General features: G+C 54.5%; 24 protein-coding genes and 2 pseudogenes. 18 read left to right on the top strand and 8 right to left on the bottom strand.

Features of this window, described 5'->3' with window-relative positions:
* The first annotated feature begins 187 nt into the window (after nt 1–187).
* A complete protein-coding gene (locus HX884_RS17750) occupies nt 188–1,102 on the top strand; it encodes an OmpG family monomeric porin (protein ID WP_178328552.1) in 915 nt (304 codons plus the stop codon).
* 34 nt (nt 1,103–1,136) lie between these two features.
* Here the strand turns inward: HX884_RS17750 and HX884_RS17755 are convergent, their stop codons facing one another.
* Entirely contained in the window at nt 1,137–2,147 is a 1,011-nt protein-coding gene (locus HX884_RS17755; RefSeq protein ID WP_013096418.1) for a LacI family DNA-binding transcriptional regulator, read from the bottom strand.
* 151 nt (nt 2,148–2,298) lie between these two features.
* Here HX884_RS17755 and HX884_RS17760 point away from each other — a divergent pair, with 151 nt between their 5' ends.
* The 3 genes from HX884_RS17760 to tyrR all read left to right on the top strand — a co-directional run bounded on the left by HX884_RS17760 (nt 2,299) and on the right by tyrR (nt 6,400).
* Nucleotides 2,299–3,696 carry a YcjX family protein gene (locus HX884_RS17760; protein ID WP_013096419.1) on the top strand — a complete coding sequence of 466 codons (1,398 nt, stop codon included), beginning with the start codon at nt 2,299–2,301 and terminating at the stop codon, nt 3,694–3,696.
* Nucleotides 3,693–4,745, top strand: a complete 1,053-nt coding sequence (locus tag HX884_RS17765; protein ID WP_178328553.1) for a YcjF family protein — start codon at nt 3,693–3,695, stop codon at nt 4,743–4,745. Before HX884_RS17760 ends, HX884_RS17765 begins: the two co-directional genes overlap by 4 nt.
* Nucleotides 4,746–4,858: 113 nt before the next feature.
* Entirely contained in the window at nt 4,859–6,400 is a 1,542-nt protein-coding gene (gene tyrR, locus HX884_RS17770; RefSeq protein WP_013096421.1) for a transcriptional regulator TyrR, read from the top strand.
* Nucleotides 6,401–6,436: 36 nt separating this feature from the next.
* Here tyrR and HX884_RS17775 read toward each other — a convergent pair whose 3' ends face one another.
* Nucleotides 6,437–7,645, bottom strand: a complete 1,209-nt coding sequence (locus HX884_RS17775) for an aldose 1-epimerase family protein (protein WP_178328554.1) — start codon at nt 7,643–7,645, stop codon at nt 6,437–6,439.
* 70 nt (nt 7,646–7,715) lie between these two features.
* On the opposite strand from HX884_RS17775, the gene HX884_RS17780 reads away from it, so the two are divergent.
* Nucleotides 7,716–7,916 (top strand): hypothetical protein, encoded by a 201-nt coding sequence (locus tag HX884_RS17780; RefSeq protein ID WP_141237441.1) that lies wholly within the window; start codon nt 7,716–7,718, stop codon nt 7,914–7,916.
* Between the two features lie 49 nt (nt 7,917–7,965).
* On the opposite strand, the gene tpx is transcribed toward HX884_RS17780, so the two are convergent.
* Nucleotides 7,966–8,472: a thiol peroxidase gene (tpx, locus tag HX884_RS17785; protein WP_013096423.1), complete on the bottom strand. Its 507-nt coding sequence runs from the start codon at nt 8,470–8,472 to the stop codon at nt 7,966–7,968.
* A gap of 107 nt (nt 8,473–8,579) precedes the next feature.
* Here tpx and ycjG point away from each other — a divergent pair, with 107 nt between their 5' ends.
* Nucleotides 8,580–9,545, top strand: a complete 966-nt coding sequence (gene ycjG, locus HX884_RS17790; protein WP_178328555.1) for an L-Ala-D/L-Glu epimerase — start codon at nt 8,580–8,582, stop codon at nt 9,543–9,545.
* On the opposite strand, the gene mpaA is transcribed toward ycjG, so the two are convergent.
* Nucleotides 9,536–10,249, bottom strand: a complete 714-nt coding sequence (gene mpaA / locus HX884_RS17795; protein WP_013096425.1) for a murein tripeptide amidase MpaA — start codon at nt 10,247–10,249, stop codon at nt 9,536–9,538. The two genes, ycjG and mpaA, sit on opposite strands and share 10 nt — an antisense overlap.
* Nucleotides 10,250–10,431: 182 nt before the next feature.
* Between mpaA and HX884_RS17800 the strand changes: the two genes are divergently transcribed.
* The 12 genes and pseudogenes from HX884_RS17800 to HX884_RS17855 all read left to right on the top strand — a co-directional run bounded on the left by HX884_RS17800 (nt 10,432) and on the right by HX884_RS17855 (nt 23,429).
* Nucleotides 10,432–12,048 (top strand): ABC transporter substrate-binding protein, encoded by a 1,617-nt coding sequence (locus tag HX884_RS17800; protein ID WP_029883682.1) that lies wholly within the window; start codon nt 10,432–10,434, stop codon nt 12,046–12,048.
* Between the two features lie 584 nt (nt 12,049–12,632).
* On the top strand, nt 12,633–13,124 hold the full coding sequence (gene tssB / locus HX884_RS17805; RefSeq protein ID WP_178328556.1) for a type VI secretion system contractile sheath small subunit: 492 nt from the start codon (nt 12,633–12,635) through the stop codon (nt 13,122–13,124).
* Nucleotides 13,125–13,165: 41 nt separating this feature from the next.
* On the top strand, nt 13,166–14,701 hold the full coding sequence (tssC, locus tag HX884_RS17810) for a type VI secretion system contractile sheath large subunit (RefSeq protein ID WP_178328557.1): 1,536 nt from the start codon (nt 13,166–13,168) through the stop codon (nt 14,699–14,701).
* A 17-nt stretch (nt 14,702–14,718) separates the two neighbouring features.
* Complete coding sequence (gene tssK / locus HX884_RS17815) at nt 14,719–16,059, top strand: type VI secretion system baseplate subunit TssK (RefSeq protein WP_048970886.1); 1,341 nt, start codon at nt 14,719–14,721, stop codon at nt 16,057–16,059.
* Nucleotides 16,056–16,748 carry a type VI secretion system protein TssL, short form gene (gene tssL, locus HX884_RS17820; RefSeq protein WP_047023093.1) on the top strand — a complete coding sequence of 231 codons (693 nt, stop codon included), beginning with the start codon at nt 16,056–16,058 and terminating at the stop codon, nt 16,746–16,748. Before tssK ends, tssL begins: the two co-directional genes overlap by 4 nt.
* Nucleotides 16,745–18,451, top strand: a pseudogene (locus HX884_RS17825) (OmpA family protein). The gene tssL and the pseudogene HX884_RS17825 overlap by 4 nt, the downstream one beginning before the upstream one ends.
* Before the next feature lie 5 nt (nt 18,452–18,456).
* Nucleotides 18,457–18,948 (top strand): type VI secretion system effector Hcp, encoded by a 492-nt coding sequence (gene hcp / locus HX884_RS17830; protein ID WP_178328558.1) that lies wholly within the window; start codon nt 18,457–18,459, stop codon nt 18,946–18,948.
* Between the two features lie 172 nt (nt 18,949–19,120).
* A pseudogene (locus HX884_RS17835) lies at nt 19,121–20,503 on the top strand (AAA family ATPase); the annotation flags it as partial.
* Nucleotide 20,504: 1 nt separating this feature from the next.
* Nucleotides 20,505–21,035 (top strand): type VI secretion system lipoprotein TssJ, encoded by a 531-nt coding sequence (gene tssJ / locus HX884_RS17840; RefSeq protein ID WP_178328559.1) that lies wholly within the window; start codon nt 20,505–20,507, stop codon nt 21,033–21,035.
* On the top strand, nt 21,035–21,490 hold the full coding sequence (gene tssE, locus HX884_RS17845) for a type VI secretion system baseplate subunit TssE (RefSeq protein WP_178328560.1): 456 nt from the start codon (nt 21,035–21,037) through the stop codon (nt 21,488–21,490). The genes tssJ and tssE overlap by 1 nt, the downstream gene beginning before the upstream one ends.
* 23 nt (nt 21,491–21,513) lie before the next feature.
* Nucleotides 21,514–22,830, top strand: a complete 1,317-nt coding sequence (locus HX884_RS17850) for a VasL domain-containing protein (protein ID WP_178328561.1) — start codon at nt 21,514–21,516, stop codon at nt 22,828–22,830.
* Between the two features lie 119 nt (nt 22,831–22,949).
* Nucleotides 22,950–23,429: a hypothetical protein gene (locus tag HX884_RS17855; RefSeq protein WP_013096446.1), complete on the top strand. Its 480-nt coding sequence runs from the start codon at nt 22,950–22,952 to the stop codon at nt 23,427–23,429.
* Between the two features lie 34 nt (nt 23,430–23,463).
* Here HX884_RS17855 and HX884_RS17860 read toward each other — a convergent pair whose 3' ends face one another.
* The 4 genes from HX884_RS17860 to HX884_RS17875 all read right to left on the bottom strand — a co-directional run.
* Entirely contained in the window at nt 23,464–24,027 is a 564-nt protein-coding gene (locus HX884_RS17860) for a DJ-1/PfpI family protein (protein WP_178328562.1), read from the bottom strand.
* A 217-nt stretch (nt 24,028–24,244) separates the two neighbouring features.
* Nucleotides 24,245–24,463, bottom strand: coding sequence for an Ecr family regulatory small membrane protein (locus HX884_RS27665; RefSeq protein ID WP_047023104.1), 219 nt, complete (start codon nt 24,461–24,463; stop codon nt 24,245–24,247).
* Nucleotides 24,460–25,692: a sensor domain-containing diguanylate cyclase gene (locus HX884_RS17870; protein ID WP_047351693.1), complete on the bottom strand. Its 1,233-nt coding sequence runs from the start codon at nt 25,690–25,692 to the stop codon at nt 24,460–24,462. The genes HX884_RS27665 and HX884_RS17870 overlap by 4 nt, the downstream gene beginning before the upstream one ends.
* Before the next feature lie 83 nt (nt 25,693–25,775).
* On the bottom strand, nt 25,776–26,394 hold a 619-nt coding region (locus tag HX884_RS17875), incomplete at its 5' end, for an EAL domain-containing protein (protein WP_178328563.1).

A 26,394-nucleotide genomic window follows, 5' to 3' on the forward strand; every position in this document is an offset into this window, starting at 1 on the left:
AGTCATCGGGCATTATCTGAACATAAAACACTATCAATAAGTTGGAGTCATTACCGGCATTCAGTTTGATATGAATAAGTGTCATTTTTTTGACGCGGAAACAGAAGCGGCAATCAGATAATAAAAATGTTCGCCGGAAATATTAATTTCCGGTTTTTTTGTTTGTCCATTATAAAGGAATATTTTAATGAGTACTCTACTAAGAAGTGCTGCGCTTATTCTATGCGCAGGGGTTAGCTACGCACACGCCTCAGAACCGGCACCACACTGGAATTTTAATATAGGTGCCATGTATGAAATTGAAAACGTCGAAGGTCAGGGGGATGATAAAGACGGATTATATGAGCCCTCGGTGTGGTTTAACGCCACATGGGATGCGTGGACGATTTCCCTTGCCATGTATCCGGAAGGCCCCGTTGATTACAGCAGTATGACCCGCGGGACCTATTTTGATCGTCCCGAATTCGAGCTGCGCTATCGTTTTATTGGAACCGATGATTTTACCCTCGGCCTGACCGGCGGCTTCCGTAATTACGGTTATCATTTCAAAGATGAACACGGCGCGAAAGACGGTAGCGCGAATATGCAGCGCTACAAAATACAACCAGACTGGGATATTAAGTTAAGCGATGACTGGCGTTTCGGCGGCTGGTTTGCCATGTATCAGTTTGCCAACGACCTGGAAAAAACGGGTTATGCCGACAGTCGCGTTGAAACAGAAACGGGCTTTACCTGGACCATTAATGAAACCTTCGCGGCAAAAGTGAATTACTATTTAGAGCGCGGTTTTAATATGGACAGTTCACGTAATAACGGTGAGTTTTCAACGCAGGAGATCCGCGCCTATTTACCCATTTCATTAGGCAATACCACGCTGACGCCGTATACCCGCCTGGGGCTCGACCGCTGGTCAAACTGGGACTGGCAAGACGATCCTGAGCGTGAAGGGCATGATTTCAACCGTCTGGGCCTGCTTTATGCCTACGATTTCAATAACGGTCTTTCAATGACGCTGGAGTATGCCTATGAATGGGAAAACCACGATGAAGGCGAAAGCGATCGATTCCACTATGCGGGCGTGGGCGTGAATTACGCCTTCTGATCGGCTGTTCACCAGGGGCTATCAGCCCCTGGTTTTAGCGAAGAGAATCAGCGAACGAAAAGTGGGTTTCAATCAGCACCTTATGCGGGGCGGGTTTACCGGAGATACGCCTGAAAAGCAGGTCGCAGCTCTCTTCGCCCAGCTTGCGGGTGGGAATATCAAATCCAGCTGGCGCAGGCGTCAGAATCAGGGAGAGCATCGGGTCGCTGTAACCCGCCACGGCAACCTGCTCAGGTAGCATCAAATTTAACTCATCCGCAGCGCGATAAAGACTCAGCAATTTCATGCTGTCGGTGGCGAATACCGCATCCGGTGGGGTGGAAGAAGACAACAACGTAATGGCCGCTGAAAGTGCGCTCTCGTGGGTATAACCGCCATCAATGATCCAGTCCGGGTTAACAGCAATATTCGCCTTTTCCAGGCTGGCTTTATAACCCGCGAGACGATCAATAGACACGTGATAATCGAGTGGCGCATGCAGACAGGCAATTTTTTTCCGCCCGTTTTTAATAAACGTGTCGGTCAGCATCTCGCTGTCACGAAAATTGTCGGTATCGACGGAGTAAATATTCTGAAAGTCGCCTTCAACTTTACCGATTACGACTACCGGCACACCGTACATATCGAGCCGTGAGAAAAAGGATTCATTGGCAGGCGAACTCAGCATAATGACCCCTTTGATCATTTTCTGCTTTATTTTGCTTTCGCATTTTAGCAGGTCATCTTCACTGCTCTTTGACGTTTGCAAAATAACATCAAACCCTTCCTGTTCCGCCTTGGCGGTTATGGCGTGCAATACGTCGGAGAAAAAAGGATTACCGGCAGTGGTTTTTGTTGAGCGGGTGGAAATCACCATAATGGCGTCAAAGCCAGATGAGGTCAGAGCACGGGCAAGTTTATTTGGTTGATAATTTAGCTCTTCAATCGCCTTCAGCACTTTCTCCCGCGCTTCAGGAGAAATATTGGTTTGTTTATTCAACACTCTGGACACGGTTGATTTAGAAACACCAGCAACGCGCGCAATATCATAGATGGTGGGTGACATACACCTTACTCACTCCGGGACGGCAATGTCGTTCATCTTACTGGAGAAAAAACGGCAATAGCAATAATTATGAATTGATAATCAACGATCTGCCCCCATTTACTGTATTCTGAAGCAAGTCATTCCAGGCTTCCAGCGACGAAGGACGGCGATGAAGCGACTTAAAAACGAACTCAACTCTCTGGTGAACCGCGGCGTCGATCGCCATTTGCGTCTGGCGGTCACCGGGCTTAGCCGCAGTGGCAAAACGGCGTTTATCACGGCGATGGTTAACCAGCTGCTGAACCTGCACGCCGGGGCACGCCTGCCGCTGCTCAGTGCGGTGCGGGAAGAGCGTCTGCTGGGCGTTAAGCGCGTCCCCCAGCGCGATTTCGGTATCCCTCGCTTTACCTATGATGAAGGGCTGGCACAGCTTTACGGTGACCCACCCGCGTGGCCGACACCCACGAGAGGGGTGAGTGAAATCCGTCTCGCGCTGCGTTTTCGTTCCAATGAATCATTGATGCGCCACTTCAAGGATACCTCCACGCTCTATCTGGAGATTGTGGATTACCCGGGCGAATGGCTGCTCGATTTACCCATGCTGGCGCAGGATTATCTCAGCTGGTCGCGACAAATGACCGGTTTGTTACAGGGTCACCGCGCGGAGTGGTCGGCAAAATGGCGGCAGTTATGCGCAGGATTAGATCCGCTGGCACCCGCAGATGAGAACCGCCTGGCGGCGATTGCCGAAGCCTGGACGGATTATCTGCATCAGTGCAAACAGGAAGGGCTGCACTTCATCCAGCCAGGACGGTTTGTTTTGCCGGGCGACCTGGCGGGTGCGCCTGCGCTGCAGTTCTTCCCGTGGCCCGACGTGGATGGCGTGGGAGAGGCAAAGCTGGCGCAGGCAGACAAGCACACCAACGCCGGGATGCTGCGCGAGCGCTACAACTACTACTGTGAAAAAGTGGTGAAAGGTTTTTATAAAAACCACTTTTTACGTTTCGATCGTCAGATTGTACTGGTGGACTGCCTGCAACCGCTCAACAGCGGGCCGCAGGCTTTCAACGATATGCGCCTGGCGCTGACGCAACTGATGCAAAGTTTTCACTACGGACAGCGTACGCTGTTTCGCCGCCTCTTTTCCCCGGTGATCGACAAACTGCTGTTTGCGGCCACCAAAGCCGATCACGTAACGGTTGATCAGCATGCCAACATGGTGTCGCTGTTGCAGCAACTGGTGCAGGACGCCTGGCAAAATGCGGCGTTCGAAGGGATCAGCATGGATTGTCTTGGGCTGGCTTCCGTACAGGCGACGCAAAGTGGGCTGATTGATCTTAACGGCGAGAAAATCCCGGCCCTGCGCGGGAATCGCCTCAGCGACGGCGAACCGCTGACCGTGTATCCGGGCGAAGTGCCTGCACGCCTTCCGGGGCAGGCATTCTGGCAGAGTCAGGGCTTCCAGTTTGAAGCCTTCCGCCCACAGGTCATGACCGTCGATCAGCCATTACCGCACATTCGTCTGGATGCGGCGCTGGAGTTTTTGATTGGAGATAAATTGCGATGACGGAACCGTTAAAACCCCGCATTGATTTTACCGGGACGCTTGAGCAGGCGCAGCAGGAGGCCTTTAAAACGGCGCAGACGTTCAGCGGCGAGCAGGCAGAACATTTTGCGCCGGCCCTGACTGACGAGCCGTCCGTTGAGGAGGGCCAGGCGGAAGCGGTCGTTGAGGCGGCTTTACGTCCGAAACGTAGCCTGTGGCGTAAGATGGTCACGGCCGGGCTGGCGCTCTTCGGCGTAAGCGTGGTGGGACAAGGCGTGCAATGGGGTATCAACGCCTGGCAAACCCAGGACTGGGTGGCGCTGGGCGGTTGTGCTGCGGGGGCGTTGATCGTGGGGGCTGGCGTAGGGTCGGTTGTCACCGAGTGGCGTCGACTGTGGTGGCTGAGGCAGCGTGCGCATGAACGGGATGAGGCACGCGATCTGCTGCACAGCCACGGTACCGGAAAGGGCCGGGCATTCTGCGAAAAGCTGGCGGCGCAGGCGGGGATTGATCAGTCGCACCCGGCACTGCAGCGCTGGTATGCCGCCATTCACGAAACGCAAAATGACCGGGAGGTGGTGACGCTCTACTCGCATATGGTGCAGCCTGTGCTGGATGCTCAGGCGCGGCGCGAGATTAGCCGCTCTGCGGCGGAATCAACGCTGATGATCGCGGTCAGTCCGCTGGCGCTGGTGGATATGGCGTTCATCGCCTGGCGTAACCTGCGCCTGATAAACCGTATCGCCAGTCTTTACGGTATTGAGCTTGGCTACTACAGCCGGCTGCGGCTCTTTAAATTGGTGTTGCTGAACATCGCCTTTGCAGGTGCCAGTGAGCTGGTGCGCGAAGTCGGCATGGACTGGATGTCGCAGGATCTGGCGGCCCGTCTCTCAGCGCGTGCCGCGCAGGGAATTGGGGCAGGGTTGTTAACCGCACGTCTGGGCATTAAAGCGATGCAAGTCTGCCGACCACTGCCGTGGATCGACGGAGATAAACCGCGCCTGGGCGATTTTCGTCGTGAATTGATTGGGCAGCTCAAAGAGACGCTCAATAAAAAACCGGTTCAGTAACCGGTTTGTTTACTTATCGTGCTGGCTGTCAATCTTTCTTGACAGCCATCTTCCGCATCACCGTGTTCTGACATATCATTTTAAGGTTATTGGCTTAAAACGGTGAATTTCCCATGCGTCTTGAAGTCTTCTGTGAAGACCGTCTCGGTCTGACCCGCGAGTTACTCGATCTCCTTGTTTTACGTAGCATTGATTTACGTGGCATTGAGATTGATCCTGTCGGGCGAATTTACCTCAATTTTGCCGAAATTGAATTTAATACTTTTAGCAGCCTGATGGCTGAAATCCGCCGTATCGCTGGCGTTACGGATGTACGCACCATTCCCTGGATGCCGTCTGAGCGTGAGCACCTCGCATTGAGCGCCTTGCTTGAAGCCATGCCAGAGCCTTTTCTGTCACTGGATTTGAAAAGCAAAGTCGAGCGGGTAAACCATGCGAGCTGCCAGCTGTTCGCCCAGAGCCAGGACAAGCTCACTCATCACCATGCCGCGCAGCTGATCCCGGGGTTTAATTTCCAGCGCTGGCTGGACAGCAACCCGCAAAATACGCATAGCGAGCATGTGGTGATCAACGGGCAGAATTTCCTGATGGAGATTACACCGGTGTACCTGAAAGGAGAGAACGACACTCGCGTACTGACCGGGGCCGTTATCATGCTGCGCTCTACCGTGCGGATGGGCCGTCAGCTGCAAAATCTCTCCAGCCAGGATGTGGGAGCGTTCAGCCAGATCATTGCCGTCAGCCCGAAAATGCGTCATGTGGTCGATCAGGCCCGTAAGCTCGCCAGCCTGACCGCGCCGCTGCTGATTACCGGCGATACCGGGACCGGGAAGGATCTGCTGGCCCACGCCGTGCATCTTGCCAGCCCACGCGCGGCAAAACCGTATCTGGCGCTGAACTGTGCCTCTATTCCTGAGGATGCGGTCGAAAGCGAGCTGTTTGGCCACGCCCCGGAAGGCAAAAAAGGCTTCTTCGAGCAGGCGAACGGCGGTTCCGTGCTGCTGGACGAAATTGGCGAAATGTCGCCGCGCATGCAGGCCAAACTGCTGCGCTTCCTGAACGATGGGACCTTCCGTCGCGTAGGGGAGGATCACGAAGTTCACGTGGATGTGCGCGTGATTTGTGCCACCCAGAAAAACCTCGTTGAGCTGGTACAGAAAGGGATGTTCCGGGAAGATCTCTACTATCGACTGAACGTGTTGACGCTAAACATTCCGCCGCTGCGCGATTGTCCGCAAGATATCATTCCGCTGACGGAGCTGTTTGTGGCACGCTTCGCCGACGAGCAGGGGGTGCCGCGTCCGAAACTGTCAGCCGATCTGGGTACGGTGCTGACGCGCTACGGCTGGCCGGGAAATATTCGTCAGCTGAAAAACGCCGTCTATCGTGCGCTGACGCAGCTGGAAGGGTACGAGTTGCGTCCACAGGATATCCTGTTGCCGGATTACGATGCCGGAACGGTATCGGTGGGCGAAGAGGCGATGGAAGGCTCGCTGGATGATATTACCAGCCGTTTCGAACGTTCCGTGCTGACGCAGCTTTATCGCAGCTACCCAAGCACGCGTAAGCTGGCAAAACGCCTGGGGGTATCCCATACCGCGATTGCGAATAAGCTTCGTGAATATGGACTCAACCACAAGAAGGGTGACGAATAACGATAAAAGCCTCTGTAAAGAGGCTTTTTTTTGCACTTACTCTTTCGCCAGAGGCGTGGTAACTACCTCGACTTTTGTCTCTCCCTGAATCCCCGCAATTTTCTGTTCAACCTCTTTCACCTGTTCCTTGCTGTGAAGCAGGGTATAGGTCAGGTCGAACTGCGTGCTGGCGCCAGGTTGTAGCTGCTTAACGCGTTTCTGCTCGCGTTCAATGGTGACGGGATAGGCGTAGCTGGTACCCGGCTCAATACCCGTGACATAGCCCTGTTTGAGCGTATCGGTATTTTTCCATAAGGTCAGGACAGGCAACTGCCGCGTGTCGAACTGAATTGACGCACCTTTGTCTCCCGCTTTATTGACCACTGCCGCCAGGGTTTCATGATTATTATCCGCGAGCGGTTTGATATTGAAGACCATTTCATCAAAGCCCTGAGTGGGGCCAGCATAGGTTTGCCAGTTATCCAGACCCGCTTTGGCATAGTCATTGAAAGGACCAATGCTGGCAGCTGGCGCAAGGAAGCGGGCACCTTCTTCGAGGATTGGGGTACCAAAGTTGCTGTGATAGATAATCTGATAATCATGAGGATAATCAGCATGGTTAGTCAGAACATCATGCAGGCTGAACTGGTTGCTGCCCGGTACGTAACGCAGTTCGGTCATCGTCTGCAGATCTGCTTTTTTAAACGTGCTCTCTTTGATTAATCCGCGAATGCGAATTTCATGCGGTGCGGCATCAGCAACATCGACTTCCACCTGCGACGCAGGCGTATTTCCCGCCTTGCCGTGCAGGGTATAAATCTGACCGTCAGCCGTGACCGGGTGGCCTGTCCATTCATAGCCGCAACGAACCATCATTTCGTTGAAACCTTCCAGCCAGCCAAGTCCGTTTCGACTTTCCAGATTGATATAGGCCGGATTCACCACCTCTTTGACAGGCGAATCCCACCCCATTCGGGTACCAAAGCCTTCGACATGCAGTAGATTCATCCCACGCGTCGGGCTGAGGGTAATTGTCAGACCATTTTTGCTGCTGATAACGATTACTTTGCTGCCTTCCTGCTTGCCACCATGCAGGACTTTTTGCTCGATGCTGAAAGGCTGTCCCTTGAACTTCAGCTCATCGCTGGAAATTTTCCAGTTTCCTTTCTCCACGCCGCTTTCAGCGCTTGTCAGCACCCAGGTTTTAGCGGCGGCATGTCCAGATATCAGTACCGCAAGGACCGTAAAAGCCAGTTTAATCTTCATATTTAATCCCTTTTGCTGAAACGATTTTTTATCACGTAAGCAAATCTAATGTTTAGGCGAGAAGGGAAATATGACGGGCTTCACTGGCGGAGAAATTGCGGTTTTTAAACCTTTATTATGTGTTAGCGATCTCGTTATGGTGAGAATGGAACGTTTTTATTTCATGATATATGTGATTTTAGAACGTTTTTGCTTTAACGATTCAGCTGTTGAGGCAAGAAAAAAACCCCGCATCGGCGAGGTTTGGAAAGCAAGGTCTATTCTTAAATAAACCTTTTATTTCATTACATTGCTAAGCTTTATAAAATGCCTGTAAATAATCAGGCTTTCAGTGATTCCAGCGCAGCGGTGTAGTCAGGTTCGGTGGTGATTTCGTTGACCAGTTCGCTGAACACGACGTTATCGTTTTCATCGATTACCAGCACGGCACGCGCCGCCAGGCCTTTCAGTGGGCCTTCAGCAATGCCAACGCCGTATTTTTCCAGGAAATCCGGGCTGCGCAGAGTTGAAAGGGTAATGACGTTGCTCAGACCTTCAGCACCGCAGAAACGGGACTGCGCGAATGGCAGGTCTGCTGAAACGCACAGCACCACGGTGTTGTCCATTTCAGTGGCCAGTTGGTTGAATTTGCGCACGGATGCGGCACAGACGCCGGTATCAATGCTTGGGAAAATGTTCAGTACTTTGCGTTTGCCAGCAAACTGGCTCAGTGTGACGTCAGACAGATCTTTAGCCACCAGAGTAAAAGCCTGCGCTTTGCTGCCAGCCTGAGGAATGGAACCTGCTACAGCAACCGGGTTGCCCTGGAAATGAACGAGTTGTGACATAGATATCTTCCTGTTTACATATAGTTAACGTCGAGGCTAGTGTATGCCATCAGCGGATAACACGGCAAACCAATTTTTTCGCCTTACCGGGCTGCAAGGAGTCAGTGATGAGAAGCGTTAAGGTCTATGAAGAAGCCTGGCCATTGCATACCCCGTTTGTGATCTCTCGTGGCAGCCGAAGTGAAGCCTGCGTGGTAGTGGTCGAAATAGAAGAAGAAGGGGTTAAAGGGGTTGGTGAATGCACGCCTTATCCTCGCTACGGAGAAAGCCTTGCCTCGGTGATGGCGCAAATTATGACCCTGGTACCTGACCTGCAAACCGGGTTGACGCGTGAGGCGTTACAGCAGCGTTTACCTGCCGGGGCGGCCCGTAATGCAATTGACTGTGCGCTGTGGAGTCTTGAGGCGGCGAGGCAGCAGATATCCTTACCGTCGCTGGTTGGCGTGACGCTTCCGGAGAAAGTGGTTACCGCGCAAACGGTGGTGATTGGCGAGCCGGAGCAGATGGCTGCCAGCGCAAAAGCGCTCTTTGAGGCTGGTGCCACGCTGCTTAAGGTGAAACTCGACGATCGCTTAATCAGTGAACGCATGGTCGCCATTCGCGCGGCGGTGCCGGACGCCACGCTGATTGTCGACGCCAACGAGTCATGGCACCCGGAAGGGCTGGCCGCGCGCTGCCAGCTGCTGGCCGATCTGGGTGTGGCTATGCTGGAGCAACCGCTTCCGGTACAGGATGATGTGGCATTGAAGAACTTTATCCACCCATTGCCGATCTGCGCCGATGAAAGCTGCCATACCCGCGACAGTCTCGACGGTTTAGCGGGCTGCTATGAGATGGTGAATATCAAACTCGATAAAACCGGTGGGCTGACCGAGGCGCTGGCGCTGGCGTCGCAGGCACAGGCGAAGGGGTTTACGTTGATGCTGGGATGCATGCTCTGTACTTCCCGGGCGATTAATGCGGCGCTACCGCTGGTGAATCAGGTCCGGTTTGCCGATCTCGATGGCCCGACCTGGCTGGCGGTTGACGTTTCGCCTGCGCTCACCTTCACCAGCGGAGTGCTTCATCTCTGAGGCTGCCAGCGCAGAAGATCTACCATCGCTTTCAGGTATTTTTCGCTGGCTTCGTCGGAAGATATTGGGGGGAATTCAGCGGTGATGCAGTGCAAGTCCAGATCTGCGCACCAGCTACCAAATGACCCCGGGGTTTCATAACCGACGCTGCTGACCAGAGGCAGGGCGAAGGCATCGGCAAGCCACTGCCCCAGTGCGGAGTGACGGGGATCTTCAATACAGGCCAGCGGATCGTGAAATGAGACAACCCATGCGGGGTGGATTTTGTGGATTAACTGGCAGAGCGCCTGTGTTTCTGGCTCTGAGCCGGGTTTTTCTCCCGTCAGTAACACCACGTCACGCTCTTCAGCCGAGCTGTTCCAGCGGTAGACCGTTTCACCGGCGCGCCAGTTGGCCGCCGGGAAGTTGCGGTTTAAGTCTATCCCTCTCGCATTCGCCCGCAGCCCAAGCTGACAGCCATCCGGGTTGACGGTCAGGATCACATGATGCCGGCGTAGTGTCGGTGCAAGGGTGCGTAACGCGCAGGAGAGGGTGACGATCGAGGAGTTCTCATCGCCGTGCGTGCCCGCAATAATCAGGCCGCTATGACGATCGGCATCCGGTGCGGGAAACCAGATCAGCGGTGCACCTAAGAAAGACTGGCCATAATGTTCGGTGCCTGGCGGGAAAGCGCCACGTTCTGTTCTTGGTCGGGTAACTGCCATAGGAAATCCTGATAAAGAAGTGCTTACTCGCAGTGTTGTGCAAAACCCACGTTTAATCAAATAGTTTCATCGAAGAACGAAGATTGCCAGATATCACCTTTCCGGCTTAAGGTATTTGCATTTCGCCGTTTCGAAACAAATAATTACGCATTCGCGTATTACCGATTTCTAAAGGGGATCTCATGAAGCATCCTGTTTCGCTGCTTTTTTCTGCACTGTGCCTTTGCGGGCTATCGTCATTTTCTTACGCTGCTGATGTGCCAAAGGGGACGGTGCTGGCGCAAAAACAGGAACTGGTCAGACACATCAAAGACGAACCCGCGTCACTGGACCCGGCCAAGGCCGTGGGGCTACCCGAGATTCAGGTGATTCGCGATCTGTTTGAAGGCCTGGTTAATCAGAATGAGAAAGGGGAGTTGACGCCGGGCGTGGCGACGCGCTGGCAGAGTAACGATAACCGCATCTGGACATTTACCCTGCGTGATGATGCAAAATGGTCTGACGGCACGCCGGTCACGGCGCAGGATTTTGTCTACAGCTGGCAGCGTCTGGTTGACCCGAAAACCACCTCGCCGTTTGCCTGGTTTGCTGCTCTGGCAGGCATTAACAACGCTCAGGCGATTATTGATGGCAAAGCGGCGCCCGATACGCTGGGGGTAACGGCGGTGGATGCCAGAACGTTACGCGTTCAGCTCGATAAACCGCTGCCGTGGTTCAGCAACCTGACGGCAAACTTCGCGTTCTATCCGGTTCAGAAAGCGAACGTCGAAAGCGGTAAAGAGTGGACGCGTCCGGGCTCCCTGGTGGGCAATGGTGCCTACGTGCTGAAAGATCGTGTGGTGAATGAGAAGCTGGTCGTTGTGCCGAATACCCACTACTGGGATAACGCGAAAACTGTTCTTCAAAAAGTGACGTTTATTCCGATCAACCAGGAGTCTTCCGCCACCAAACGCTACCTGGCAGGTGATATTGATATCACCGAGTCGTTCCCGAAAAATCTGTATCAAAAACTGCTCAAGGATATTCCTGGACAGGTGTACACGCCGCCGCAGCTGGGAACGTATTACTATGCATTTAACACGCAAAAGGGCCCGACCGCCGATTCCCGCGTGCGTCTGGCGCTGAGTATGACCATCGATCGCCGGATTATGGCGGAGAAAGTGTTAGGTACGGGAGAAAAACCAGCCTGGCATTTCACGCCTGATGTGACGGCAGGTTTCACGCCAGAGACATCGCCATTTGAGCAGATGTCGCAGCAGGAGCTAAACGCGCAGGCCAAAACCTTGCTGCAGGCGGCGGGGTATGGCCCTCAGCGTCCACTGAAGCTGACCCTGCTGTATAACACTTCAGAGAACCATCAGAAAATCGCGATTGCGGTGGCTTCGATGTGGAAGAAGAACCTGGGAGTAGACGTCAAACTACAAAACCAGGAGTGGAAAACCTATATCGATAGCCGAAACACAGGGAATTTTGATGTGATCCGCGCGTCCTGGGTCGGGGACTACAACGAGCCATCGACCTTCCTGTCGCTGTTGACATCAACCCATAGCGGCAATATCTCCCGCTTTAACGACCCGGCTTACGATAAGATTATCAATCAGGCGACGCTGGAAACCACCGCAGAAGCCCGTAATGCGGATTACAACCGGGCGGAGAAGATCCTCACGGAAAAAGCGCCAATTGCGCCGATCTACCAGTACACCAACGGACGTCTGATTAAACCCTGGGTGAAGGGATATCCGATCAATAATCCTGAAGACGTGGCGTACAGCCGTACGATGTATATTGTGAAGCACTGAAAAACGAGAGTCCGCTAATTTATTTTCCCTCCTGATACTGCGCTGGCCCGATATCACGTGCCAGCGCTTTTCTGTTCATTCTAGATCGTGAAGATGGCGCAGCATTGATACTGTGTTTTACAGCGCTGGGTATTGCTCTGTTTTTTTAAATTAAGCGAAATATTCATATTTTGAATATATTGCATCTCGTTAAAAAAACTGTCCACTATTGGATTTTTTAATGGGTGTCGCGTCTTACGGAAGCGTGTAAACATTGATGCGGGTCATATTATTAGGTGGCGCTGTAGATATTTTCTCTCGTATTGATTTAAATCAATAACGTTGCTTTGTTTGGATATGGAACTTCATTTTTTCACAGAAATAGCCACTAATGCTGACTATTTTCGGAGTTGTGGTTGATATTTCTTTATGAAAAGGCATGCTGCAAAACCATATTTTATTTCTATAGAGTAAAATTCTTAAGGAATGTCTTAATTTGGCCTTTGATCCCGGGTGGTTGATCTATTGTAGCGTTTTGCTCTAATATCGATTTATTCAGAAACGTCGTTAACTTCAACAAACATTCCTTAAGGAAAGGGACTGCTATGGCTGATACGTTCCAGAACGAAGTGCCTAAGGCACGCATTAATTTAAAACTTGCATTGCATACCGGAGGGGCGCAGAAGAAAGTTGAGCTACCCCTTAAATTACTCACTGTCGGTGATTTCAGTAACGGTAAAGAGAGCCGACCATTATCTGAAAGAAAGAAAATTAACGTCAACAAAAATAACCTCAACAGTGTACTTTCGGAATTTAACCTGGAGGTCAATATGACGGTTCCGAATACGCTGGCGGGTGAGCGTACGGAAGAGAATGTGACGCTGCGCTTTTCAGATATGAAAGATTTTGAACCCGAACAGGTGGCCCGACAAATTCCTCAGCTTCGTGCCATGCTGGCGATGCGTAATTTATTACGTGACCTCAAGTCCAATCTGCTGGATAACGCCACTTTCAGAAAAGAACTCGAGAAAATTCTTAAGGACCCGGCGCTGTCTCAGGAATTACGTAACGAAATGAGTGCCCTGGCCCCGAAATAAAAACGGGCGCGTCTTTTAATGGATTAAACGAGAGAATGCTGATGTCTGTTAATACTGAAAATGGCTCCGCGCAGGGGCAGACCACTGTGCTGGAAAAAGAGAGCGTCTACGCCTCCCTGTTCGACAAAATCAACCTGACCCCGGCCACAAGCCTGGGCGATATCAATGTGTTTCTGGACGACGCCGCACTGTCTGATGCTCCGGCAGGTGAGCGCCTGACCGCGGCAATGCAGGTATTTATGGACTGCATCCGCAAATCCGGCCAGCCAGTGGAAAAACTCGATAAAACCCTGATTGACCACCATATTGCAGAGCTGGATTTCCAAATCAGCCGCCAGCTGGATGCGGTGATGCATCATGCAGAATTCCAGAAAGTGGAATCCCTGTGGCGCGGCCTGAAGCAGCTGGTGGACAACACCGACTACCGCCAGAACGTGAAAACGGAAATTCTGGATGTGTCAAAAGAGGATCTGCGCCAGGACTTTGAAGATGCGCCGGAACTTATCCAGAGCGGCCTGTACTGGCACACCTATACCGCTGAATACGACACCCCGGGCGGCGAGCCGATTGGCTCGGTTATTTCAGCGTACGAATTTGACGCAAGTCCGCAGGACGTGGCGCTGTTGCGCAATATCTCGAAAGTCTCTGCCGCCGCGCATATGCCGTTTATCGGTGCCGTCGGGCCGAAATTCTTCCTCAAGGAATCGATGGAAGAGGTGGCCGCGATTAAGGACATCGGTAACTACTTTGACCGTGCCGAATACATCAAATGGAAATCCTTCCGCGACACCGACGATGCCCGTTATATCGGCCTGGTGATGCCGCGCGTGCTGGGGCGTCTGCCTTACGGTCCGGACACGGTGCCGGTGCGCAGTTTCAACTATGTTGAGCAGGTGAAAGGTCCGGACCACGAAAAATACCTGTGGACAAGCGCATCTTTCTCCTTCGCCTCCAACATGGTGAAGAGCTTCATCAATAACGGCTGGTGCGTGCAAATTCGTGGCCCGCAGGCAGGTGGGGCCGTGAAAGACCTGTCGATCCACCTGTACGATCTGGGTACCGGCAACCAGGTGAAGATCCCGTCAGAGGTGATGATCCCGGAAACCCGCGAGTTTGAATTCGCTAACCTGGGCTTTATACCGCTGTCGTACTACAAGAACCGTGATTACGCCTGCTTCTTCTCGGCAAACTCGGCGCAGAAACCGGCGCTGTACGATACCGCCGATGCCACTGCCAACAGCCGCATCAATGCCCGTCTGCCGTATATCTTCCTGCTGTCGCGCATTGCGCATTATCTGAAACTTATTCAGCGCGAAAATATCGGTACGACGAAAGATCGCCGTCTGCTGGAGCTGGAACTCAATACATGGGTACGCAGTCTGGTGACCGAAATGACCGATCCGGGCGACGAACTACAGGCCTCACACCCGCTGCGCGACGCGAAGGTGGTGGTGGAAGACATTGAGGACAACCCGGGCTTCTTCCGCGTGAAGCTGTTCGCGGTGCCGCACTTCCAGGTGGAAGGCATGGACGTGAACCTGTCGCTGGTGAGCCAGATGCCGAAAGCGAAAGCGTAAGTTAAGGCAGGAAGCCAATGAAAACGGAACAACCGTTATGGGGCAGGGGCCAGATGGTCTCTCCCCAGCACTTCCAGCAACAGGCCGCGTATGCGGCCTGGTCTGCGGAATGCATCGCCCGGTTAGGTCTCTCCCATCCCTGGGGAGTGATTGATGCCACTTTCGAACCGGATGCACTGAAACTGGGCCGCCTGCAGGCTCGTCATCTGCACATTCGTTTCCCTGACGGGACGCTTATCGACACTGATAATGCCGACGATCTGCCACCGGTGCTGGCGCTTGAGAGTGGATCACAGGATGCGATGGTGGTGCTGGCCCTCCCGCTGCTGCGGGCGAATGGCGGCAACTGTCTTACACCCGATGCGGTGGCCGAACGCCCTGTTCGCTATCGCCAGCGCTGGCGGGATATCCGCAACGCTTATGGGGACGATACCCGCCAGATTGCGGTGATGAAACCTGAGTTGACGCTACGGTTTGCCTGTCAGGACAACAGCGATTATCTGACCTGCCCGGTTGCCCGCCTGCATCAGGATTCGCAGGGGGCATGGTTACTGGATGAGACGTTTCTTCCGCCACTGCTGGCTCTGCAGGGCAGTCGCTGGCTGATGACCCAGCTGGAACAGCTGATGAGCCAGCTACGTGTACGCCTGAGTCGGCTGATGGCCATGCGCCGGGAAAGTAATGAGCGGATGGCCGATTTTGCCGTGGCCGACGTGTCCCTGTTCTGGCTGCTCAATGCCCTTAACAGCGCAGAACCCGTGCTCGGACAGTTTCAGCGCCACCCGCAAAGCCCGCCGGAGCGTCTGTATCCGGAACTGGCACGCCTGGCGGGCAGTCTGCTGACTTTCTCGCTGGAGCATCAGGTGAGTGCGATCCCGGTCTGGCAGCACGAGCAACAGAATAACGTATTCCCGCCGCTGTTTGATTTACTGGGTGACCTGCTCGAAGCCAGCCTGCCGTCGCGGGTGGTAGCGATTGAGCTTGAGCATGATGCCCGGCTTCACTTCTGGCAGGCCCGTCTGCATGACCCACGTCTGCGTGAAGGGGCTGATTACTACCTCTCGGTGCGTTCAACGGTACCGGTGGCACAACTGCAGGAGCAGTTCCCGCGCCAGTGCAAGGTCGGCAGCCCCGATCATGTCAGAAGTATCGTCAATTCATCGCGGGTCGGCGTGCCTCTGACGCCGCTGCGCCATGTACCGGCAGCCATTCCGTTACGTCTGGAAAATCAGTATTTCAGTCTTGATGTCTCTCATCCTCAGGCCACTGAAATGCTTCAGGGCGGTACCTGCATGTTTTACGTTCCGGGCATGCTCGGCGAGCCTGAACTTGAACTCTTTGCGGTGTTGAGAACATGAGTGAGCGTAAACGCGGCACTGCCGCGGCCATTGATATTGATGCCCTGCTGCAGGACACCTGGCTGCAGGTGATCAGCCTGCGTCACGGTCCGACGTTTCAGGCGGGCGAAGGGCGCACGCTGTGGGAGCGCTGTATTGCTGATGTCGAACGTGTGCAGCGTGAGCTGAAAGCGAGCGAACTCGATGAAGCCAGCTGTCAGCATATTCTTACTGCACAGTGCGCCTTGCTCGATGAGGCGGTGAAAGGTCGTGGTGTGGAAGATGACGCCTGTGTGCAGTGGTATGACATTCCCCTGCAGGGGCACTTCCTCGGCACTATGGACGCCGGCGACACGCTGTGCGATCGGATGCGCGATGTGCTGCGTGAACCGGCGCCTGACCACGCTGTCGTGACCTGCTTCCAGCGGGTCATGATGCTGGGTTTTCTCGGCAGTTACCGCTCACTGAATGACCCGGAGCGCCAGAAACTTGTCAACGCACTCAGTGAATATGTCACGCCGTTCAGCTATCCACAGTCCCACCCCGTACTGGCGGAAAGTCATACCGGGCGGGGAATCATGGGCGGCTGGCTGGCGTCATGGCCCGTACGTATTGGTCTGAGCGTGATAGTGGTCGCTGCACTCTGGTGGGGACTGGATCGCTGGCTGGACCAGTTGCTGCTAACCCTTTTACCGGGGGCCGTGAAATGAGTCCTGCACAACAGCGCGGGCTGGCGTTGTGGGCCGTCCTGCTAAGTGCCGTGGTCTGCCTGAGTTTTCTGCCGGTATCCAGGTGGGTTTCTGTGCTCATTCTGCTGGTGGTACTGGGGGTTATCCTGGCGTTCCGGACTGTCGCCCGTCGCCGTGAACAGCATGATGTCACCCTGCGCCTGGAGGACCTGCCTGACGCCACTTACCGTCAGCCCGTAGTGCTGGTTTGTGGCGATCTGCCTCTGGCCTGGCCACATTCGTCACCGGTACTCACTGTCACGCAGGGATGCTGGATCCGCGTGGAGGATCATCATGATCTGGCGCAGGTCGCCCGTCAGATACTGTGGTTACGTCCTGACTGGTGACGTCAGCTGTCGGTGATGGTCAGCGTCTGCCCGCAGCAGCACCCTGACAGCGAAGCCCTGACCAGTCGACTGCTGACCCTGCGCTGGCACATCAGTCAACTGCGTAAAGCAACCGGTCACTCTGTGCCGCTGGTGCTGAATGGTCAGGTCGGCAGCGCGATGACGAATGACATGTTCTGGCAGGCGGTTTTCCCGGGAGAAGGGGTGAGGGTCTGGCGTGAATCTTCAGCCCCTGGTTCTGTTGCTGAATGGGTTACCTCCGGCGGAACGCCTGCGGTGCAGCAACAGGTGCTGATGAATAGTCTGATGAACTGGTTCCGTCAGCATGTACAGGCCGTTTTTATGGATGAGAACCCAGATGTGCCGGTCATTGCACCTGTTGCGGTGCTGTGGGGAATGGGACCGATCCTGGCCGGAAGCCTGGCCACATCGGCCTGGACGACGTGGCTTTCCCGTCACACCGCGATGCAGCAGGTGTCTGGCTGGCAGCCGGTGGGAACGGACAGTACGGTCATCTCCCTGTTCCCGGATTTTATTCTGCCATTACTGCCGGAAGGGCGGGGCCCGACACCGCGTGAGCGCACCTGGCGTTGTGCGCTCGGGATTTTCACGCTGGCGGCCATTGCTGCACTGCTCAGCAGTGGCTGGAACAACCGACAGCTGCTGCAACGCGTGAGCTTCGATATTGTCCGTTACAACAGCATCGCCATGGATGATTACGGTCCGAAAGCCAGCGCCGTACAGGTGCTGCGCGAGGATGCGGCGCTGCTGGATGAGCATGCACGCAATGGTGTACCGGCCCGGCTGGGCCTGGGGCTTTATCGGGGAGTACGTCTGCGAATACCGGTGCTGGAAGCGATCCGTTCGTATGTACCACCACCTCCTCCAACGAAGCCTGTAGAAAAGGTCGCGCCGAAAATCATCCGCCTCGACAGCATGTCGCTGTTCGACACCGGCAAATGGGCGCTGAAATCCGGCACCACGAAGCTGCTGGTGAATTCGCTGGTGGGAATTAAAGCGAAGCCCGGCTGGCTGATTGTGATAGCGGGTCATACCGACAGCACGGGCGATGACGCGTCCAACCAGGTGCTGTCGCTTAAGCGTGCGGAGTCTGTGCGCGACTGGATGCGCGACACCGGCGACGTGCCGGAGAGCTGCTTTGCGGTGCAGGGCTACGGCGAAAGCCGTCCTGTCGCCACCAACGACACGGCGGAAGGCCGGGCGCTGAACCGCCGTGTCGAAATCAGTCTGGTGCCGCAGGCGAATGCCTGTCAGCTGCCGGGCAACACACCCGCGCCATCGCAGGATGATGGCGTCTCAAAAAATGAAATGGAGTAATTAACATGGCAATTCCTGTTTATCTGTGGCTGAAGGACGACGGCGGCGCGGACATCAAAGGTTCCGTGGACGTTCAGGATCGTGAAGGCAGCATCGAAGTGGTGGCGCAGGAACACAACCTGTACATCCCGACCGACAACAACACCGGCAAGCTGACCGGCACCCGTATCCACACGCCGTTCCTGTTCACCAAGGAGATCGACTCCTCCAGCCCGTATCTGTACAAGGCGGTGACCACCGGCCAGACCCTGAAATCTGCGGAATTCAAGTGGTACAAAATCAACGATGCCGGCCAGGAAGTGGAGTACTTCAACACCAGACTGGAAAACGTGAAGGTGGTGAAGGTGAATCCGGTGATGCATGACATCAAGGATCCGTCTTTCGAGAAGCACAACCATCTGGAGCAGAATGAGCTGCGCTACGAAAAAATCACCTGGACCTACAAGGACGGCAACATCATTCATTCCGATTCCTGGAACGAACGCGCCACCGCCTGAGTCTCGTGCGGACGGGTTCTCCCGTCCGCCGTTTTTGCTGAACGCCTGTAACCGCGGACGTTCAGCAAAGAAAAACACAATCTGCCTGCCCGACCTTATGCGCTTTGGGTTCCTGAATGACAGGAAAAGCGACGGGCGGTAGCGTGTCCGGAACTGATAAAGAGAGAGTCTCATGGAAAATCCAGCCATCCTGTTACGTCGTCTGAACCCCTACTGCGCCCGTGCGATGGAAGGCGCAGCGTCGCTCTGCCAGACCCGCGCCCATGCGGAAATCCTGCCCGAGCACTGGCTGTTGAAGCTGCTCGAACAGGGGGAAGGTGATCTGACGGTGCTGGCACGCCGCTACGAGTGGGATATGGACGCCATCTGGCAGGATTTGCTGAATTTTCTGGAGAAGCTGCCCCGTTCAGTGCGCAGCCGCCCGCAGCTTTCGGACAGTATTCAGACCCTGATGCAGGACGCGTGGCTGCGCGCCTCGCTGGCAGGCGAAGAGCAGATACGCAGCATTCACCTGCTGATGGCGCTGGTGGACCGGCAGGGCCTGGTGCGCTGCGACGGCTTATGGCCGCTGCTGACGCTGGGGGTGAGCCAGCTTGAGCGTCTGCGACCGCTGCTGGATGCGCAGTCAGACGAGCGCGAAGAGGTACAGCAGGAAGAGGAGCTGACGCAGGGCTGCAGCGTGCCGCTGTCCGGCAGTGAGGTGAAAGAGGGCGAACTGAATCCGGCCCTGCAGAACGCGCTGGACAAGTTCACCCTTGACGTCACCGCTAACGCGCGTGAGGGCAAAATCGACCCAGTGTTCGGCCGCGACAATGAAATCCGCCAGATGGTGGATATTCTCTCGCGGCGTCGCAAGAACAACCCGATTCTGGTCGGCGAGCCGGGCGTGGGGAAAACCGCGCTGGTCGAAGGGCTGGCGCTGCGTATCGCCGAAGGGAATGTACCGGAACCCCTGAAAACGGTGAGCCTGCGCACGCTGGACCTCGGTCTGTTACAGGCGGGGGCGGGCGTGAAGGGGGAGTTTGAACAGCGCCTGAAAAACGTCATTGATGCGGTACAGCAGTCTCCGTCCCCGGTGCTGCTGTTTATCGACGAAGCGCACACCATTATCGGCGCAGGTAACCAGGCGGGCGGCGCGGATGCGGCCAACCTGCTGAAACCGGCGCTCGCCCGCGGCGAACTGCGGACCATCGCGGCCACCACCTGGAGCGAGTACAAGCAGTATTTTGAGCGCGACGCGGCACTGGAGCGGCGCTTCCAGATGGTGAAGGTGGACGAGCCGGACGACGACACCGCCTGCCTGATGCTGCGGGGGCTGAAATCCCGCTACGCGCAGCACCACGGTGTGCACATTACCGATGAGGCGGTCAGGGCGGCGGTGACCCTTTCCCGTCGTTACCTGACCGGCCGTCAGCTACCGGACAAGGCGGTTGACCTGCTGGATACCGCCTCGGCACGCGTGCGGATGAGCCTCGACACCGTGCCGGAGACGCTGACCCGGATGAAGGCGCAGCTCACGGCCCTGGCGATGGAAAAGCAGGCGTTACTGGAAGATTTTGATTAAACCCGCGTGCTGGCTGCCTGCACTGCTGGCGTTCAGCCTCACGGGCTGCGGGATGACGCAGGGTATCACTGATGGCACTAAATCGGCATTTAACGCTGTGTTTTATAAAAAAATTAAGGTACTGCATCTGGATTTCACCGCCCGTGAAGCGTTGAACACCGATTCCCGCGAAAGTAACTCGCTGTCTGAGCCGGTGGTAGTCCGCGTGTATCAACTGAAAGACCGCAAGATCTTCGACAAAACGGTCTATCAGCAGTTGCTGAAGGATGGGGAGACCATTCTTAAAGCGGATCTTCTGGCCAGCCGTGACGTGGTGGTGAAGCCGGGCGGAGATGTGAGCCTTGATATGCCGATGGAAGAAGAAGCGCATTTTGTCGCGGTGGTCGGGCTGTTCCGCCATCCGGATATGGTTAACAACACCTGGAAACAGGTGCTCAGACGTGAAGATCTCGATCCGGATAAACCGCGCATTCTTGAAGCCGGGAATAACCATCTGACATTACAACCGCGAAAGGATGACTGATGCCACAGGGACATAACACGCCATCGCTGTATGAAATGCTGACTGGTAATTTTTCCGGTGGTCTGAGCCTGCACCAGGTCAGTGAGCAGAACCAGGTGATTTTATCCGTACTTGATAACATGCAGCGCGTGCTCAACCTCCGCGCCGGTACGCTGGCGCACCTGCCGGACTATGGTCTCCCGGATATGACCAAAATTCTGCAGGGGATGCCGGGTACGACCCATGAACTGATGGGGATCTTATCGTCTGTATTGCTTAAGTACGAGCCCCGGCTTAAGAGAATCGATGTGGTGTTGCTTGAACAGGCTATTCCCGGCGAACTGCGCCACGCCATCGACGCGGAGCTGAAGGGCATCGGTCTGGTCCGTTACGGTACGGAATTTATGCCGGAGGGGAGGGTGTTAATCCGCCACCTGAAACAGCAGCAGTACCTTGATACCCGCGCCGCACTCTGATTTTTATTCAGGCTGAAACCATCATGACGACACAATTCGAACGCCACCTCAAAACCGGCGGCGACCCGCGTACGCTTGCGGATTACGCCGCCCTGCGTGACGAAATGAACAAACTGACCCACCCGGCGCGACCGGACATCAACTGGCCGCAGGCGGAAAAGCTCTGTCTGTCGCTGTTTGAGCACAACGGGGTGGAACTGCAGACCGCGGCCTGGTATACGCTCGTCCGAACGCATCTGGCCGGTCTGTACGGCATGAACGAAGGACTGGCAATACTGGACGAACTCCTCTCCCGCCAGGGGGGCAATATCTGGCCGCAGCCTGTGCATGCGCGTATGGAAATTATCAGCGCGCTCAGCAGACGGTTACAACAGACGATGCGCACCCTCACGCTGACCTGTACCGACCTCAGCCAGTTGTACCAGACAGAAGAGCACCTGAACGCACTGGGCGACATATTGCAGCGTCTTGAACTGAGGCATGCCAGCCAGCTCGATGCCCTGCGTACCCTGGTCCATAACGCGGCGGTACGGCTGGAAAACAGCGAGGGCGGGCAGGAGGCGGGCGGTGCTGTTCTCCCGGCCAGCTTTACGACCCCGGCAGAACACGTCAGGTGGGTCTATGTCGCGCAACCGGAGCCGCTGCCGGACAGACAGGTGATGACCGCGCCGCCTCCGGTGAAGCCCTGGAAGCCATTTGTCGCCGGAATGGCGACCATGCTGGTGATTGCCAGCTCGGTGGCATGGGGATGGCAGACGATGCATACACCAGACCCGGCTCAAACACAGCTCGATGCCACTCTGGCGCCTTTACCTGACGAATTATCCAAAGCGCAGTTGCAGGCGCTGCGACAAGCGTCACTATCACCCGTGGCAGGGCTTAGCAAGACGCAAAATCGGCTCGCACAGCTTAGGGAACTGAAACCTGACTGGGCATGGCGCTACGGCGATAGCCTGGTGCAGCAGGCGCTGATCCTTTGGCCGCAAGAGGCGAAACCGCTGGCGCAACAGTGGCAGCAGCAGGTTAACGTTGCTGCACTTCCGCAGCCATATCTGACTGGCTGGCATCAGGGAATGACCCAATTGCAACAACTGGCGAACCGGCTTAACGCACTTGATGAACAGCGGGGTAAGTACATGACGGTCAGCGAGCTGAAATCAGCGGTGTTTACCATGATGCAGGCATTTAACAGTGCCGTGCCGGTAGAGGAAGGGCTGCGGCAGCTGGCAGAATGGCCTCAAAACCAGCCGTGGCCTGCTGCGCAGCAGAGCCAGACAGAACAGCATCTGCAGCAATTGATTGCCCGTTATGCCCTGATGAAACAAAAAACGGCGGAATAGCTATAAAGGGTTCCCTCGTTTAAGAAGGCGAGGAAGCTTCCGGGAAGATAAAAATGGCCGGTCAGCGCAGGGGGCGCAGATCCTGGTTTAACCGTGTGAAAATGAACAGAGGCAACAACGTGTCAGCCAGAGAACGTTTCTTTAAAAAAGTGCAACAGAGTAGCAAGAACATAACGTCAGGTAACACCTCAGTTGAGGCTGAAATCGTTGAATTCTGCGAGCGGTTAGAGGGGCTGGCGCAGCAAATCATTGAGTGGTTTGCGGGCACCAGCATTGAAGTCACGTTATCACGTCAGTATCTTCACGATCTGAGCACATTAGGTTATAGCCTGAGTAGCGGAATTTGCCGCTATGAGATAGCGACTATCCTTCTGCAGAATGGCGAGCGTAGTGTCAGTATCGTGCCAGAGCAGCTCTTCCGTGCAGGAGAAACGGGTTGTGTAAGAATGCGTGTTGAAGCTCCGGGCTTTCGTGAGGTGTTTTATCTGAGCATGGCGCCGGAAGCGGGCTGGTTTATCCGGCGCGAGTTTCAGAGCATTAAAGAGCGTGCTCTTTTGACGGAAGAACGCTTTTTTGTTGCGGTCGATCGTCTGGCTTGAAGAGCGTATGTAAAGAGCAGGTTGCCTTGCAGGCCTATTCCAACAACTTCGCAAATTTCGCCAGCCACTGCGGATGCGCAGGCCAGGCCGGCGCGGTGACCAGGTTACCATCAACGTGAGCCTGATCGATACCGATATCGGCATACTCGCCGCCGCTGAGTCGCACTTCAGGCGCACAGGCCGGGTAGGCGCTACAGGTTCGTCCTTTTAAGATCCCGGCGGCGGCCAGCAACTGTGGGCCATGGCACACGGCCGCAATCGGTTTGTGCGCGGCATCAAATGCCTGCACCAGCTTCAGTATGTCATCATTTAACCGCAGGTATTCAGGCGCTCTGCCGCCAGGGATCAGCAGGGCGTCATAGTCCTGCTCGTTAACGGCGGAAAAATCGGCATTGAGGATAAAACGGTGACCCGGTTTTTCGCTATAGGTCTGAGCACCGTCGAAATCATGGATAGCGGTCATGACATAGTCACCCTTCGCTTTATCCGGGCAGACGGCGTCAACCTGATGACCAATCATCTGTAAGGCCTGAAAAGGGACCATGGTTTCGTAATCTTCGGCGTAATCGCCCACCAGCATCAGGATTTTCTTGCTCATCATTTTCTCACTTTTATGGATAACGACGTTTTAGATATAGCCTGGTGTAGCGCAAATGTCGGAAATAAAAAAGCCCGTCAGAGCACGGGCAAAATAAGCAAGTGATTTAGCAATTCGTTACCAACATAATGGAGGATAACGGCGCATATCTTACGCGCCTGTTGAGTTGGCCGATACCTGATGATTTCGGTAGGTGAAACAACGGATTAAACGTGCGTTACAGCGCGTCGAAAGTGGGGTAAATGCTGTTTTCAATATATTCCGCCACTAACCAGATCTCGCCGCTGAAGATAAACCAGAATCCGAAAATAATAAGCATTAAAATTATTATGGTGAGGATTATTTCTGTTCTTCCCATTGCAGACGATACCCACCCATAGTCTTTTTCATCAAGATGGGCATTGTAGCGGGGCTTTATCCAATACACCAGTTTCATGCCGCCAGGACTTTATTTCGGCCATCATTCTTGGCGCGATAAAGCGCGTCATCTACCCGTTTAAAGAGATCGTCGATACTCTCATCCTGGTTGTGCCGCGCCACGCCAATGCTGACCGTAAATCGCGGCAGGCCGGGGATCGAGATGCGGGCAACCGCTGCCCGGATCGTTTCGGCGATTTGCATTGCAGTATCGAGAGAGGTACGTGGCAGCAGAATGACAAACTCCTCGCCTCCCCAGCGGAACACGAAATCCTCTTTCCGGCTACAGGCCTCCAGGGTACGTGAAAGTGCGATGAGCACTTCATCCCCCTTCAGATGACCAAAAACGTCGTTGATATTCTTAAAGTGATCGGTATCCACCAGCAGTAAACTGAATTGCTGCTGTAGAGGCAGGTGCGTGAGATTCATTTGCTCAGCGATAATATAGAACTGTCGCCGGTTGAGCAGGCCCGTCATGGCATCCTGTAACGCGGCATGTTCCAGCTCAAGCTCCAGCCTTTTTTGCTCGGTGATGTCATGGATAATGCACAACATCAGTTTATCCCCGTAGATCTCAATTGGTCCGGCATAGGTCTGAACATGGCGGGTTGAACCATCGGCAAGGCGGTGCACAAAGTTGAGTGGCTTATGCCCACCCGGCAGAGCGGCGATTTCGCTCATCACTGGGATCACATCGCGCCCCAGAGTGTTGATCTCCCAGGTATGCTTGCTGCACATCTCCTCGTGCGAGTAGCCATAAAAGTTAAGCGCGGCGAGATTGGCATCAACAATTTGGCCGTCGCGAGCAGGGTCGATCAGTAACATCGGGGCGCTGTTTGTCAGAAAAAAGCGAGCATAGAATCCTTGCTTTTTTCGCTGGTAAGTAGCGGAGCGGCTCGCTTTACGCCCGGTCGGTGCCGGATGTGAGATCCCTTCAAAAACGATAATGTCGCCGTACGGCGCATGGTGGGTCAGCGAAAGACGACAGCTCAACGCGGTTTCATGCCCGTCGCGCCAGACTGTCCAGATCTCGACAATCTCCTGGTCCGTTTTCAACTCAGGGATATACATCGACAGCACGTCTTGCGCATTGGCTGAGAAAGCGCCTTTTCGCAGATCATCCACCGTTTTATCCCCCATCACCTGAACCGCGGCCGTATTCGCAAAAATAATATGGCCAGAAACGGGGGAGATCAGCCACACGGGGGTTTTAATGACATTCAGCGCATCAAAATAATTTTGCGACATAAGGAATTCCTGTACATCGGCACAATATGCCTGACGATCACGACGGAATCGACTCGCGTGAACTCCTCTGAACCATACTCCAGTTAACCCTGTGTAGCATGATTTTTTTGTGAAACAAAAGCGGATTCCGAATGAATTTTACCAATTGGTATAATCTGTTTCTGTGAATTAATCTGTAGCAGTAGCCACGGGATCTGTTCGGCAGGCAAAGGTCTGGCGAACAGAAAACCCTGCAAATAATCACACCCGAGCTCTGTTAACACCGCTCGTTGCTCTTCTGTTTCGATCCCTTCGGCAACAACATACATCTCCATGGTCCGGGCAATATTAATAATGGTCTCCACCAGCTTGCGGCTTTTCTCATTTTCCAGCATTGACGTCACGAAACTTTTGTCGATTTTGAGCTCTTTTGCCGGAAGCACACTGAGCATAAGCAGATTAGAATAACCGGTGCCAAAATCATCAATAGAGACGGTGATCCCGGCTCGGTTGAATGCACTCAGTAATTCGATACTGCGGTCGAGATTTTTAAGGGCAGTGCTCTCCGTGACCTCAAGGATGAGCCGGGAAGGAGAAAGATTATATTTCTGCAACAGAGACGATATGGTCTGAAAGATATCCGGCTGTTCAAACTGAACAGGGGATAAGTTAAGGAAGGTGCGAATAAGCAGGTCATTTCTTCCCAAGCTGACTCGCTGATTA

Source organism: Enterobacter sp. SECR19-1250, assembly GCF_013391025.1.
GTDB lineage: Bacteria > Pseudomonadota > Gammaproteobacteria > Enterobacterales > Enterobacteriaceae > Enterobacter > Enterobacter cloacae.